A 13,523-nucleotide genomic window follows, 5' to 3' on the forward strand; every position below is an offset into this window, starting at 1 on the left:
GACATCCAAGCGTCATCCGGTCAAGGTTTGAGGCTTCCAGACCCCAAACAAAAAAAGACCGGCTGGTCACCAGCCGGTCTCTTGTTTCATCGTTTTATCCTCGCAGCATCAGGCTGCGGCGACATCCTTCAGGAAACTGTCGATCGCCCGGCGCATATCCTCTGTTTCCGTTTCAAGAACATCGGCTGAACCTGTCAGAGACGATGCGGATTGGCCTGTGCGTTCAACCGCTTCCCGTACGCCGCCGATATTTGTCGCAACACGGCCTGTTCCATCGGCTGCTTCGGCAACGTTTCTGGAAATCTCAGCTGTTGCGGAACCCTGTTGGTCAACCGCGGAGGCAATGGCAGCAGTATAGCTGTTGACTTCGTCCATGGTCGCCGCAATGACTCCAATGGAATTGACGGCATCTTTCGTCTCGGCCTGAATGGCTGCGATCTGAGAACCGATCTCTTCCGTTGCTTTGGATGTCTGGGTTGCCAGCTCTTTCACTTCAGAGGCAACAACCGCAAATCCTTTACCTGCTTCACCAGCGCGTGCTGCCTCGATTGTGGCATTGAGCGCCAGGAGATTGGTTTGCTCTGCAATCGCCTGGATCAAGGTGACAACCTCACCAATTCGGTTGGCGGCTTCCGCCAGCCCGGCAACTTTCTGGTTGCTGGTCTGTGCGTTTTCCGTCGCCTGGTGGACGATTTCAGTGGTCTGCTCAACCTGACGGGTAATCTCGGAAATCGAAGATGAGAGCTCTTCGGCGGCAGAGGCGACCATCTGAACGTTCGAGGACGCGGTTTCAGAGGCATCGGACACGGAGGAGGCGCGTTCCGTCGTGTCTTCTGCAACAACCCCAAGCTCTTCAGCAGAGCCGCGCATGTCGCGCACTCTTTCGCCGACATTGTTCAGTGCACCTGAGATTTCGTCCCGGAAGGCATCGATGCGCTGACTGACTGCCTCGCGGCGATGGTGCTCCATCTCGTCATGTTCGCTTGTCTGCTGTTGCAGCAACTCAGCTTCCGAACGCGCGGTTTCCGCTTCATGGCGCGCCTGATCAGAAGCCTGGAAGGCTTTGGCAAGGCTGTCGGCCATCCACCACAGGACGGCAACTTCAGCGACAACAATCGTCGCGTGGAAAACCACGCGGGCAAAATCAGCCCCATTCGGGAAGACCGCCCACGGCATGGCAAAGTTCAGCACAAGGTGGTGCACGGCAACGACGCCGGCATAGGCGACCAGCGCACGCCAATCCACCCAGCAGGCCAGCATGGCCAGAACCGCGAAGAAGTACATATGACCGTCGAGCTGATAGGACACCTCACCGGCAGGCGTCGCAAGAGCGGCGACGAACAAGGCGACGAGGCCCGCAAGGGACATGGATGTTGCCAGGCGTGTTTCAACGCCCGCCCCAAACTTGACCCAGGACGCGGTTGCCGCAAGACCAAGAAGAACCGCAGCACCACCGACCGCCGTCATTGAAACAAATCCGTTCCACCAGGCCGTCCCCACGACCAGCAGCACGTTGAACCAGGTAAAATAGACCGCAATCCGGGCAAAACTGTCCCGGAAGGCGTCCAGGCCCGAAGCTGGGCTTGCCGTATCAGTCATGTTGAGCTCCCCAATGAAATTGCACTCCAGCGGGCGCATGCCTGCGCCACCAACGAGGAGGCAACGAAACCGGCGCCAGACTTGTAAAGCCTGGCGACATCGTCTGAATTTCTGACTTCCGTGAGAGCGATCCAGGTTGAATCGTTTACAAAGATCACTTGACCGTCAGATTGTGCAATGACCTCAAGAGCGTTTTCACCCCAAGGCTTTGCAAAGACGGCAACCAAACCCTGGCTGCCGGGTATCAATGACCCGATGACCACAATCGTGCTGCAAAGCAGGAAATAAACGGCCGCAAAAACTTTTGCGGATTTAGACATGAACCTTACCCTCAACGCGGAAGCGCTATGAGTGAACTCTGGCCATGTAACTTTAATAAAATCTGAAATTAAAAGAGGTTGTCGGCAATTCTATGCAACCTGACAGTCGAAAACCGAATTACACGCGGAAGGCGCTGTATTCGCGCCTAATAGTCTCGTCAAAAATACTTAGATCAGACAAGACAACAACATAACACCCCGGAGCCGTTTCCAGCACCGGGATGAAGCCGCCTATTGTCAAAGACCCGTTATCAAAGACCCGTCGGGCACGAAACGCCCGTCCCGCCAATGCCGCAATAGCCGGCTGGATTTTTCGCCAGATATTGCTGGTGATAGTCCTCTGCGAAATAGAATTCGTCGAGCTGCCGGATTTCGGTTGTGATCGATGCCATATGGCTTCCAGCTTTCAATGCCGACTGGTAGGTGTCTCTGGACTGTTCGGCCAGTGCAAGGTCTTCTTCGGAGCCCACATAGATCGCCGAACGGTACTGGGTGCCGGTATCGTTGCCCTGACGCATTCCCTGCGTCGGGTCGTGGTTTTCCCAAAACACTTTCAGGAGATCGGAGAGACTGGTCTGATCCGGATCGTAGACAACAAGAACGGCCTCGGTGTGACCCGTCCTCCCGGTACAGGTTTCATGATAGGTCGGGTTGGGCGTATGACCGCCCGCATATCCAACGGCGGTTACATGGACGCCCGGGAGCTGCCAGAACAAGCGCTCGGCACCCCAGAAGCACCCCATGCCAAACAGCACAGTTTTGAAAGTTTCAGGATAAGGCCCCTGAAGCGAGCGACCGTTCACGAAATGGGCCTCACCTGGCACAATTGCGTCCGACCGGCCCGGCAATGCTTCATCGTGTGCGGGAAGTGAAAATTTCTTACTCAACATCGTCATGAAGGACATGGCACTCTCCTGCGCTGAGCCGTCTCCGGTCCAGCCGGGACGGCTCAATTCCAATCGCGTTCATCTTCATGAATGTGGAGCAGTTATGTCCATATTCCAAGGGCCTGTTGAGACACCGGCCCGAGACAGCCTTTATGCGAATTGAACGGTTTGCCTGCGGCGACGTGCGCCAATCCAAAGAAACAGCAAACCAAGTGGTGCAAAGAACGCCCAGACCGGCCAGGTCAACACGGTCAGAATGCCCGGATCCCAAAGGGCCGGATGGATATGCCGCTCAATAGCGGGCTGCAGAATAGGGAAGCTGTCTGGAAAGAGATCAAAAAGAAGTTTTCCAAGTGGTTGCAGTTCCACCTGTGACAAGGCAATGGAACTGCTGGCATCGGAAATACCGGCGACAATCGCAATCGCAATACAAGCGTATCCCAAAACGCGGAATAAAAACTTAAAAACACTCGTCATGGATATTCTTTCGGCTCTGTCGGTCTAAGCTAGTTAATACTCTCCATGGAGTGCTTTGAAAAAACGCACTCTCTGCTCTCGGAGTATTCCTTAGATAAATAAGCGACAAAATTTGCACAAGAATTGATATGCAACACATTCTTGTGAGATTTTTGCGACCCGGTCACGAATTTTGCTGCAATTCACCGGCAAACAGCAGCGGAAGCCTGATGTATGCAGCAAATCTGTCGACGCAGTTTCAGGCCCAAACATGCTCCAGATCTGATTTGGCCGTTCGCATTTTCTGGCGCAAACAGGATCCATGTGGCTGCCTTTGAAGGCCCTTGATTGCCACAGAATCCACAAGCCACAGAGTTCTCAAAAAAAACTCCTGCAAGCGCTTGCGCAATAACACGTCATGAGTATATTGCGCCCACTCCAAGCGGCTACCGCTTGCGAACGGACAGGTGGCCGAGTGGCTGAAGGCGCACGCCTGGAACGCGTGTATACGGGCAACCGTATCGAGGGTTCGAATCCCTCTCTGTCCGCCATTTCATTTTCATCGCCTCCAATCGCATCTAACGCCTTGAAAGGGCTATTTTTTTGCGATTCGAAAACCCTGATTTCGCACATATGGCAAAGGCTCTGCAAAGACCAGTTTGAGCAGGGTCTTGCGGTGTATTTGATTGTTAGAATCCCAAAGTTTCCAAGGGTTAGCGAGGAAATTCATAGCGGCTCGAAAATTCGCATCGAAGTCTTTGTCGCGATCAGGCTTTTTGGCCAGATTCTCGGCAAGAAGAGCCTTCTCAGTTTCGAGCTGTTCAAGCTGCGCTTCATAGTTCCTGATCAGACTTTCGCTCGTTGTTTCAATCAGGCGGTCTGTGAGCCAGCTGATCTTTGCAGAAACACCCGTCAGCGCTTTCCTCTGCTCAGCGCGCTTTGCCTCAAACTCTGCATTTCGTGAATTCCAGATCGTCCTGAACATCACTGCAATGGTGGACATGATACCCGAGCGCGGGCGCATGGATTGAACGAGAGACTCGAACTCGCCTTCGATCTGATCCTTACGAATGGATTTGCGGCGCTCATCGCAGTCCTTGTTGAAGCACTCATAGTAAGGATAACGTTTGTTTCGCCCTTTAGCGTAGTAAGCCGTGAGAGACCTGCCGCAACATCCGCATGTGACAAACCCCTTCAACGGAAATTCGTTTTCATGGTCGGCTTTACCACGAACGATTGCACCTTCATTCAGGCGGTCTTGAATGCGCTGAAACGTCTCCCAAGAAATCAAAGGCTCGTGTTTTCCCTTGGTGAGCGGGACATTCCATGGCTTGTATTCGTAGTAGCCCGCATAAATCTTGTTGGTCAGAAGGTTGGCAATGCGTTGCGGATGAATTTCGCCATTGCAATCTCGTGCAAAGATCGGATGGGGTTCCAAGAAGCGCTTCACATCGGCCTGCGTTTCGAAGCGGCCTGTGGCAAAGCCTTCAAGCGCCTCCTGAATGAGAGAGGCGTCAGGTTTATCGCGGACGACGAATATGCCGCTATGACCTTTGACGCGGTCATAGCGAAGTCCTGTTGGAACCCAGAATGTGAAGTAGCCATTCAAGAGCTGCGCTTTCATGCGGTTGACGACTTGCTCTCCGTTTTTCTGACGCTGATGCTGCGAGACAGATGCCAGCATGTTTTCGACAAGCTGGCTGTCGCTGTCATCACCAAACTCAATCGAAGGGCTTTCGAGTTTTGCCCCTACTGAACCGATGGCTGTACGCAGTTTCCAATGCGCTTCGATGCCTCTGGCGATGCGAGAGATGTCATCAATCAGAACGACAGGCTCTTGGCCCCTGTTTTTGCGCAACCATGTGAGCATGGCCTTGATTGCAGGGCGGTCAACAATGCCGCCGGACACGCCTTCATCACGAAAGACTTCTGCCACCTCATGGCCTTTGTAGGCTGCAAATTCGCGGCAGCGCTGCTCCTGAGAGGCGAGACCATCGCCCTTTTTCAATTGCGCTTTGCTCGATACGCGTGTGTAGATGACAGCAATGGTCATAGCTCCTCCTTGTGTCTTGCGGCCTCATTTATTTGTTGCTTTTGCGATTCTACCGCAACTGCGTCATCAAGCGCACGAAAGGCATGTGTGGCGATGGCGAATTGCTGCGGATAAGTCGGGGATGTGAAACACTGATCGACCAGTGTTTCCGTGATTGCCCAAAGATCGCGCAAGAGTTCGTCTTCCTGCTTGCGGCTTAGGCCCAGTGGCGCAATGTACGCGCGGTATTGTTCGCAATCCAAAACAGCTGGCTGCGCGTGGTGGTCTTGTGTCATTGCAATTTCTTTCCGGCGCAGTCTCGCGCTGGAAAGCTGCACTGGCGTGCAATTAAGATGAGCGGGAAACCACGCCTTGATCTTGAGTTCAAAGGCAATGGCATAAAAAGGCCCTTTACTTTGGCTTTGGGATCATTCGCGGCAAAACGCGGATCGAACCAGATACAAAAATACGGGCGTACTTCTAGGTATTTGTTCCTATATTGTTCTATAATTTGAAAATAGTCAAGACAATTCAATGAGATCACGCTGCACCCCTCTTCAAGCACAGCGATAGATCAGGCTCTGGCCGTTGATGACCGTCTCTGTGTAATCCATCGCCAGATCACGGGCGATAGCATCATAGTCGATGTAATTTTCAAGGTGCTCGGGTATGACACCAAACAGCCCCTCATCGACAAATTGCTCTGCCAGCTCGCGCATGTCATCCACCTCATAGAGGTCGATATCAGTGTCATAGGGATCATCTGAAACGTCCGCATGGTCGAAGCCGCACTCTCCAACGGCGATGATGTAGCGGGTCTTTTGATCGTCGCTCCACTCCTCCACCTTTCCAAGAAAGTCCGCAAAATTGCCTTGATGCAACCTCCAGGCTCTTGCCAATTCGCAATCGATGCTCTTGCCATCGATAAATTGGATTTCATGATCCTCGACCAGACCGCCGTATGCGTTGCGGTGGGTTTTGGCCTTCGCATCAAACTCATCGGCGGAACAAAAATAGAAGCCTCGTGAGATGATATCATAGGGCTGTGCATGCAATTGAATGGTCATATTGGGCTCGCTTGGTTTGATGTTGATCCGAGCGCGGCGAAGCCGATCAAAAAGGAAAACTCCCCCGCGCATGAACCTCTGCCAAACGGCGAGCGTCCGAAAATCATGCGAAGCAAAAACAAAAAAAGCCGCAGACCCTTCAGGGGCTGCGACCAAAAACAGGACGACACGATGAAACTCCGGGGATCGGTCCATCATCTTCTCGGGAGACCGCAAGCCGAAGGACTGCGGCGGCAAGATGATTGACCGACAGCAGCCGTGGCTTGTGCCGAATATCGACCTGATCACAGCTGGAAGCATCAAGGGCCAGTTCCAACGTGTCGGTGACATCGCTTGCCGACATCGTCGTACATAGCTTCCAGGCGACAACGTACCGGGAGAAGTCATCCAGAATGGTCGACAGATAGAACCAACCCCAGCCAATGATCTTTATGTTGGTGAAGTCAGTCTGCCACATCTGGTTGATAGCGGTGGTCTTGTCTTGGAATTCATCCGCAGCCTTGATGACTACGAAGGCCGGACTGGTGATCAGATTATGGGCCTTGAGCAGACGATACATCGATGCTTCTGACACGAAGTACTACTGTGTGTCAGTAAACCGCACCGCCAACTCTCGTGGTGACAACTCGGACTCTGCCAGGGCCAGATCAACAATACGATCCCGAATGTCATTCGGGATGCGGTTCCACACTTGTGACGGCTTTGTAGAGCGATCTTCCAGGGCTTCCGGGTCACCTGTCAGATATTTATTGTACCAGCGATAGAAGGTAGTGCGGGGGATGCCAAGCGTATCAAGAGCCTGTTTGGCAGGAAGGTGGGACTGCTCCACCAGCCGATTGATCTCGAGCTTCTCTGATGCAGGGTATCTCATTCGTCCTTGCCCCCATCCCCGACCATGCTTTTTTTGATCAACCGCAACACTAGGGCTTGCTCGGCGACCACCTCCTTGAGGTCTCGAGCTTCACGACGCAGATCCTGCACTTCACCTGTGTTCGCTTCCCGGGCAGTGTCACCAGCCAAACGCTTGCGACCTGCTTCCATGAATTCCTTCAACCAACTGTAGTACTGGCTCTAGGCATTACCTTCCTGGCGACACAGCTCGGCAATGCTGTCTTCGCCGCGAAGGCCAGCAAGCACAATCCGGATCTTGTCTTCTGCGGAATACCTCTTCCGCGTCTTACGGCGGATGTCTTTCACTGTACGATATACTGCATCCCGATGACGCTCGCTCTTCTGTCTCATGCTTCACTCCTGATCAGTGAAGATGAGCCAAAACCTCTCCCTTAGACAATCAGCTTATCTGGACCCATAAGCGCTGACGGGGAACAACAGGCGGATCGCGTCTTTGCTCAGATATGCAGTTTGGCATGTGAACGACAAGCGCGTCGAGCGACTGCGGCGACGAGAGAGGCTGAAAGTGCCAATGAAACAACCAAGGAGAGGGCGCTCTGGCTGAACGGCGGATCATGTGTTCGGCTGCGACCGGAGGATCCCAATCATGTCTGGAGTTATGACTTCGTGCATTGTCGAACTCATGATGAAAAGGCGTTCCGGACCTTGAACATCCTGGATGAACATACCCGCGAGTGTCTGGCAATCCGGGTGAAGCGTAAGCTGAACTCCACCGACGTGATTGACGTGCTGACGGATCTCTCCATCCTTCGAGGTGTTCCAGCCTACATCAGATCAGACAACGTCCTATGTCGGGAAAAAATTGCTGCTTAGGTCAGCAGTTGTACGGCGTCTGAGAGTTCAGACACCCCATTAAGGTTGCCCAGACGGGTTCTGCCGTCATCCAATAAGCGAACACAGGGCACGCGCCACGGCGGCCCTCACCGCCCTTAAGACGAGATCCGAATTCCCAAGCAGAAAGCCCGAACATTATCTACGAGGTCAGCGAGCTACCTCGACGGCCCGTCTCAGAGAGAAGTCTTTCCGCCTGGGCTCACCCCTACAAAGAAGGGGCGATAGGGTTCGCCGTGTTTAACGACGGCGTGAATGGTGCGCGCCATCTTGGCCGCAATTGCTGTATAGGCCTTGTGGCGCAGATGGGCATTGTGTCAGTCCATGGAGATGTAACGCTCGAGCTTGTCCCGAAAGCTGTTGGTCCGCTTCAAGACTGCTGTTTGGCCAGCCATCCAGAGTGTCCGTCTAAGCCTTGCATTGCCATACTTTGAGATTTTGCTCTGCCCGCGGAACATTCCGGACTGCAAGGTGGCAAGGTCCATGCCGCAGAACTTGAGAAACTGGCGGTGATGCCGGAACCGGCGAAGGTCCCCGGCTTCGGCCAGGACGGTCATTGCATTGATCGGCCCGATTCTGGGGATGGTTGTCAGCAATTGATTGTCTGCATGATCCAACAAGAGCCCAACGGCCCGAGCTTCGATCTCGTTGCGTTGCCGGACCGGGCTACGGCCTTCTGCAAACACGAGACGAAACATTCGTACGGCGTCGGTATCGGGTTGCACCGGCACACGGACAGAACCAGCGGCCGTGGCATAAATGTCCGAAAGTAAACATTCTTTTGAAACCTTGCGGCCAACCACTCGTCAAGCATCGGCAATGTGCGCTGCCTCAGTCATGGCTGTAATCATATGCGGCGTGGGATACTTCTCCAGAAAAGCCATGAACCAGTCGGAGCGCGCACTGCGATGCAAGCGGTCGGCTTCCGGAAAGCAGAGCGGAAGATAATGCGTCAGGATGCGATGCCAGAGCTCGGTCTTTGACCGGGAAACGATCTCATGTGTTTTGGACAGTTCCTGAATGTCAGCAGTGCCGCTCACCAGCTGATCATGGAAGAACTGCACGGCGCCGATCTCCAGCATGTGCAGAATGACCTGGGTGTCCTTCGGATCGTTCTTGTCCCAACTGTTGTGCAAAGCTTCGCGGGTTCAGGCCAATGCAACGGAGGAGACGAGCCTCAGATCGAACCCGACCCGGCCAAGATGATACGCCAACGGCCGGTGATAGTTGCCCGTGGCCTCAAATTCGATCCGCGCTAGCGTCTGGTAGCCGGAAATAAACCCGGCCAGGCGTTCAAAATCCTTCATTGTGTTCATGATTGTCAGTCGGCGGCGACGCTACTTGCCAGGGATGCTGATCAGAACCTCATGCCGGTGTTTGGAAATGTCGATGGCGACAAACACAGTTGAAGCAATAGAATTGATGGCAGTCATAACCGGTCTCCTCAGCAGTGTGGTTTGTGCAAAACCACTGTTGAGACCTGCGACCGGTTATGGCCACCCGCTGCGCTAGTTGAAGGCTGCGCTGGCGGCCATAACCTACCAACAGCATGTATTCCCGACGTGCCAAGGGCGGGAGTTCGTTGCTCAAGCCGTTAGGGACTGAATCAACGCTGTGGGTGCAAAGACCGTATACATCGAACCAGGTTCACCATGGAAGAACGGACACTGCGAGAGCTTCAACGCCCGCCTTCCGAGATGAGCTACTCGATGGTGAAATCTTCTATAGCTCAAAGGAAGCACAAATCTTGATTGAACAATGGAGGAAACTTTATAATACCAAGCGCCCACACAGCGCCTTGGGCTACCGACCACCAGCACCAGAAACTATCTTCCGAATGGACCAAAACCCAGGCATGCACTAAAAATCAAAACGGACCACTCTGGTGGGGCTGATCATCGGTATGATAACCAGTCTCAAAATCACGTCAGCAACCTGTGAATCACTTTACATCAAATCCCGAATCCCAAGACGAATACGTAAGTAATTCGTCCGCGCGGCCTAGAAACGGCCCCACTAGCATGCTTAAGTCACCGGAGAGGATTTAACAGCGCGGATTATACACTATCACCGCCCAATTGATTTTCTCTAAGTAGACTAATCGCTCTGGCTTGCTTTTGCCAAAACACGGACAAACTGAATGTCGCAAAAAGACTCTTATAACCGCAAAAAACGGTTCGAATTTCATGATCGCTCTTTTTTTAATCGTATAAAAAATTCTATATTACTTTTCAAGGATCCAGATTTATTCGAAAAAGACGTTGTCTCAAGAGTTCTCATGGAGGCAGGCAAAGAATACCTCAAACAACCTGACAGATGGCAACGCGTCAAGGATGTAACCTATGAGGCCATGGGAATGGCGCAACTCGAATCAGGCAGCATGCTTGAAATAGGCGGTCGCCGAAATCCACGAAACGAATCTTTTCCAGACTTCAAATATTCAGCAATGGACCTTCAGTTCGTCGACGATAGCCCTGTTCATGTAACCGCGGGGGATATAACCAACTGTCCTGAAATTCCAGACGAGTCTTTCGATCTAATTTTCAGCTTCGATGTTTTTGAGCACATAGATAAGCCATGGCTTGCGGGCCAAGAAATCCAAAGACTATTGCGCCCAGGCGGAGTAACAGTCCATTCAACTCTCTTTGCCTGGCGGTATCACCCTTGCCCAATCGACTATTGGCGTTACAGCCCGGAAGGACTGGCGTCGTTGTTTCCTGCTCTCGAAAGATTGATATGCCGTTTCGACTACACTGAACGGCGCCGAGATGTAAACGGCCGCGGTAGAAGTCATTTGGAGCCGGACTTATTTGGGGCATTCAGAGAGAATATTCGCGTACACTACGCCGGTCAAAAACCTATGAAAAACAAATAGAGATCGCGACATCGTTTCACAACGTCGTACCGGCCAGCGCAGTCGATGAACTTAGCTCCAACGCGGCTTGCACTAGTCGCTGCCATGTTTCATTTCTTGTCGAATTTCTGATGACCTGATGCTGTGGACGGCCCCTGCACCGGCGCAGTGTGCGATGATTTGGCCGTTGAGCCAGGTCTAAGGAGGATTTCTATGCTTCAGGTTATTACCGTTGTCGGTCTCGATCTCGCCAAGCGGGTTTTTCAGGTACATGCTATCAGCGCCGACGGAAAAGTTGTCGTGAAACGCAAGTTGTGAACCGCCCCGGGTTTACCGGAGAGTAAAACTCTCACTGGATACCCTTTATGGATCAGAAGACAGTTCCCCCGAGATAAACAGCTGAGTTCCGCGAACGTGGCGTTCAGCTTTTTCGAGACCACCGCAGCGACTATGACAGCGACAACGCCGCCTATCGTGCCATAGCGTCGAAGCTCGGTTGCTCCAAAGACAGTCTGCGTGCGTGGTGTTTCCATGCGGCGCGTGATGCAGGAGAACGAGCAGGCCCGACGCGCGAGGACAAGGCGCGGATCAAAGCTCTTGAGCGGGAGAACCGGGAACTTCGCCAGGCCAACGAGATCCTGAAGAAGGCGTCTGCTTATTTTGCCCAAGCGGAGCTCGACCGACCGTTCCGCAAATGACCGCGTTCATCGAAGAGTACCGTGAAGCCTTTGGGGTCGAGCCGATCTGCCGCGTTTTGCCGATCGCCTCATCGAGCTACTATTCGCATGCCGCGGATGCCGAGGAGATCCTGCGCGTCCATGAGATAAGCAAGGGGCGCGATGGAGCCCGCAAGATTTGGCGTCAACTGCACCGCGAGAGCTGGGACATTGCCCGCTGCACCGTGGAACGCTTGATGAAGGGGCTTGGCTTGCAAGGCGTCACGCGTGGCAAGAAAAAGACAACAACACCGGATCCGGCCATGCCCTGTCCACTGGACAAGGTCAACCGGAACTTCACGGCCACAGCCCCGAACCAGCTCAGGGTTTGGGATTTCACCTATTGTTCGACATGGCAGGGAATGGTCTATGTGGCCTTCGTCGTCGACGTCTTTGACCGCAAAACCGTTGGCTGGCGGAGACCGGCATCGACGCGTCGGTCGGAAGCGTTGGCGACAGCTATGACAACGCTCTGGCCGAAAACATCATCGGTTTGTTCAAGACGGAAGTCATCAACCTGTTCGGCCCATGGAAATCAGCGGGCCAGATCGAATGGGAGACCCTGAAATGGGTCTCTTGGTACAACACCGTGCGGCTCCACAGCTCCATCGGATACACAACCCCACGTGAAGCGGAGGAGGCATTCTTTCGAAACGCAAATGCCCTTGATAAGGTCGCCTAATCTTTGAAACAAAAAATGTCCGGTAAGACCGGTGCGGTTCATTGCGCCGAAGCGAAGTCATCCCTTTCTTCTCCGCGCTGCGACCATGCCTTATCGGGATGGGGGCCCTGTGCCTCTGCACACCACTGGGGTCGGGAGTTACTTGCTCTCGACCATAAGATACGGTTGATGCCACCAGCATACGTCAAACCCTATGTGAAACGAGGGAAGACAGATGCAACTGACGCCGAAGCGATCTGTGAAGCGGTAACAAGGCCGACGATGACGTTCGTCGCCGTCAAAAGTCGACAGAAACGGGGCGTACTCATGCTGCACAACACCCGAGACCTCCTGGTTCGGCAACGTACCGCACTGATCAAAGCCCTGCGTGCTCATCTGGCTAAATTTGACTTGGTCACTGCTACTGGACCTGGTGGCGTCAGAGCACTTACCGGTTTGTGCACGAGCAGCAGGACGATCCGCCATCCCATGCGTGCACCGCTCTATTCTCGATTGTCGAGCAACTTAAAAAGCTCGCTGAGGAGATCGAAAGACTTGAGAAGCAAATCCTGGCTTGGCATCGCTCCGATGACACCAGCCGCCGATTGGCTACTATACCAGGCATCGGACCGATCACGGCTTCCGCCATTGCAGCAGCTGTCCGGACCCAGGATAATTCCGGTCGGGTCGTCAGTTCGCTGCTTGGCTTGGCCTGACGCCGCGCCCCAACAGCTCAGGTGGAAAGGATCGACTTGGCGGCATCAGCAAACAGGGAGACGGGTATCTCCGACGACTGCTAGTGGTTGGAGCGACTGCGATCGTGCGGAGGGCGCGCGCTGACCCAAGCAAGCAACCTTGGCTCGGGGAGCTTCTCGAACGAAAAGCTGTTCGGGTGGCAACTGTCGGGCTAGCCAACAAGACTGCAAGAATCGCATGGGCGATCATGACAAGAAAAGAAATCTACGCCGCCTGAGATCGTCCCGATTGCCATTGGGGGCGAAGGGATGATGAAAGAGGACTGAGCGGTGATGACAAACCGGTCAGACCGGGGATCGGCCAAACCCAGGGGAGCAGAGCGCTTCGAGCGCGTTGACCTGATCAGGGAACCGATCTGCGGACTTCATCAGGGCCAGCAGCCATGTTGAGCTGCACAAACAGGCCGAACACGTGGATGCACCCGACTGGTGC

At 53.7% G+C, this 13,523-nt stretch carries 8 protein-coding genes, 1 tRNA gene, 7 pseudogenes and 1 other annotated feature; of the genes and pseudogenes, 7 read left to right on the forward strand and 9 right to left on the reverse strand.

The genetic code is table 11. The features are described 5' to 3' along the window. Positions 1 to 108: 108 nt before the first annotated feature. The 4 genes from FIV00_RS27055 to FIV00_RS27070 form a co-directional block, all read right to left on the reverse strand. On the reverse strand, positions 109 to 1,599 hold the full coding sequence (locus FIV00_RS27055) for a methyl-accepting chemotaxis protein (protein ID WP_152503621.1): 1,491 nt from the start codon (positions 1,597 to 1,599) through the stop codon (positions 109 to 111). Continuing rightward, a complete protein-coding gene (locus FIV00_RS27060; protein WP_209006727.1) occupies positions 1,596 to 1,919 on the reverse strand; it encodes a hypothetical protein in 324 nt (107 codons plus the stop codon). Before FIV00_RS27060 ends, FIV00_RS27055 begins: the two co-directional genes overlap by 4 nt. Before the next feature lie 251 nt (positions 1,920 to 2,170). Beyond that, positions 2,171 to 2,824, reverse strand: a complete 654-nt coding sequence (gene msrA, locus FIV00_RS27065) for a peptide-methionine (S)-S-oxide reductase MsrA (RefSeq protein WP_152503622.1) — start codon at positions 2,822 to 2,824, stop codon at positions 2,171 to 2,173. A gap of 132 nt (positions 2,825 to 2,956) precedes the next feature. Continuing rightward, a complete protein-coding gene (locus FIV00_RS27070; RefSeq protein ID WP_152503623.1) occupies positions 2,957 to 3,283 on the reverse strand; it encodes a hypothetical protein in 327 nt (108 codons plus the stop codon). A 440-nt stretch (positions 3,284 to 3,723) separates the two neighbouring features. On the opposite strand from FIV00_RS27070, the gene FIV00_RS27075 reads away from it, so the two are divergent. After that, a tRNA-Ser gene (locus tag FIV00_RS27075) sits at positions 3,724 to 3,813 on the forward strand. A gap of 44 nt (positions 3,814 to 3,857) precedes the next feature. Here the strand turns inward: FIV00_RS27075 and FIV00_RS27080 are convergent. The 4 genes and pseudogenes from FIV00_RS27080 to FIV00_RS27095 all read right to left on the reverse strand — a co-directional run. Next, a complete protein-coding gene (locus FIV00_RS27080) occupies positions 3,858 to 5,315 on the reverse strand; it encodes a recombinase family protein (RefSeq protein WP_152503624.1) in 1,458 nt (485 codons plus the stop codon). Then, positions 5,312 to 5,590: a hypothetical protein gene (locus FIV00_RS27085; RefSeq protein WP_152503625.1), complete on the reverse strand. Its 279-nt coding sequence runs from the start codon at positions 5,588 to 5,590 to the stop codon at positions 5,312 to 5,314. The genes FIV00_RS27080 and FIV00_RS27085 overlap by 4 nt, the downstream gene beginning before the upstream one ends. Positions 5,591 to 5,851: 261 nt before the next feature. After that, positions 5,852 to 6,361 carry an antirestriction protein ArdA gene (locus tag FIV00_RS27090; RefSeq protein ID WP_152503626.1) on the reverse strand — a complete coding sequence of 170 codons (510 nt, stop codon included), beginning with the start codon at positions 6,359 to 6,361 and terminating at the stop codon, positions 5,852 to 5,854. Positions 6,362 to 6,602: 241 nt separating this feature from the next. Next, a pseudogene (locus FIV00_RS27095) lies at positions 6,603 to 7,603 on the reverse strand (DDE-type integrase/transposase/recombinase); the annotation flags it as partial. A gap of 88 nt (positions 7,604 to 7,691) precedes the next feature. On the opposite strand from FIV00_RS27095, the pseudogene FIV00_RS27100 reads away from it, so the two are divergent. Next, positions 7,692 to 8,056: pseudogene (locus FIV00_RS27100) on the forward strand (DDE-type integrase/transposase/recombinase); the annotation flags it as partial. A gap of 224 nt (positions 8,057 to 8,280) precedes the next feature. Here the strand turns inward: FIV00_RS27100 and FIV00_RS27105 are convergent. After that, positions 8,281 to 9,537 (reverse strand): annotated as a pseudogene (locus FIV00_RS27105) (IS110 family transposase). A 136-nt stretch (positions 9,538 to 9,673) separates the two neighbouring features. Between FIV00_RS27105 and FIV00_RS27110 the strand changes: the two are divergent. From FIV00_RS27110 to FIV00_RS27130, 5 genes and pseudogenes are all read left to right on the forward strand, one after another. Continuing rightward, a pseudogene (locus FIV00_RS27110) lies at positions 9,674 to 9,968 on the forward strand (transposase); the annotation flags it as partial. A 276-nt stretch (positions 9,969 to 10,244) separates the two neighbouring features. Beyond that, a complete protein-coding gene (locus FIV00_RS27115) occupies positions 10,245 to 10,979 on the forward strand; it encodes a class I SAM-dependent methyltransferase (protein WP_152503627.1) in 735 nt (244 codons plus the stop codon). Between the two features lie 192 nt (positions 10,980 to 11,171). Continuing rightward, positions 11,172 to 11,273: pseudogene (locus tag FIV00_RS30395) on the forward strand (IS110 family transposase); the annotation flags it as partial. 86 nt (positions 11,274 to 11,359) lie between these two features. Next, a pseudogene (locus FIV00_RS27125) lies at positions 11,360 to 12,356 on the forward strand (IS3 family transposase); the annotation flags it as partial. Further along, positions 11,611 to 11,727: a sequence feature (AL1L pseudoknot), on the forward strand. Its footprint overlaps the pseudogene before it by 117 nt. A gap of 41 nt (positions 12,357 to 12,397) precedes the next feature. Continuing rightward, positions 12,398 to 13,308: pseudogene (locus FIV00_RS27130) on the forward strand (IS110 family transposase). Positions 13,309 to 13,523 lie beyond the last annotated feature (215 nt).

The sequence above is a fragment of the Labrenzia sp. THAF82 genome, assembly GCF_009363435.1.
Classification (GTDB): Bacteria; Pseudomonadota; Alphaproteobacteria; order Rhizobiales; family Stappiaceae; genus Roseibium; species Roseibium porphyridii.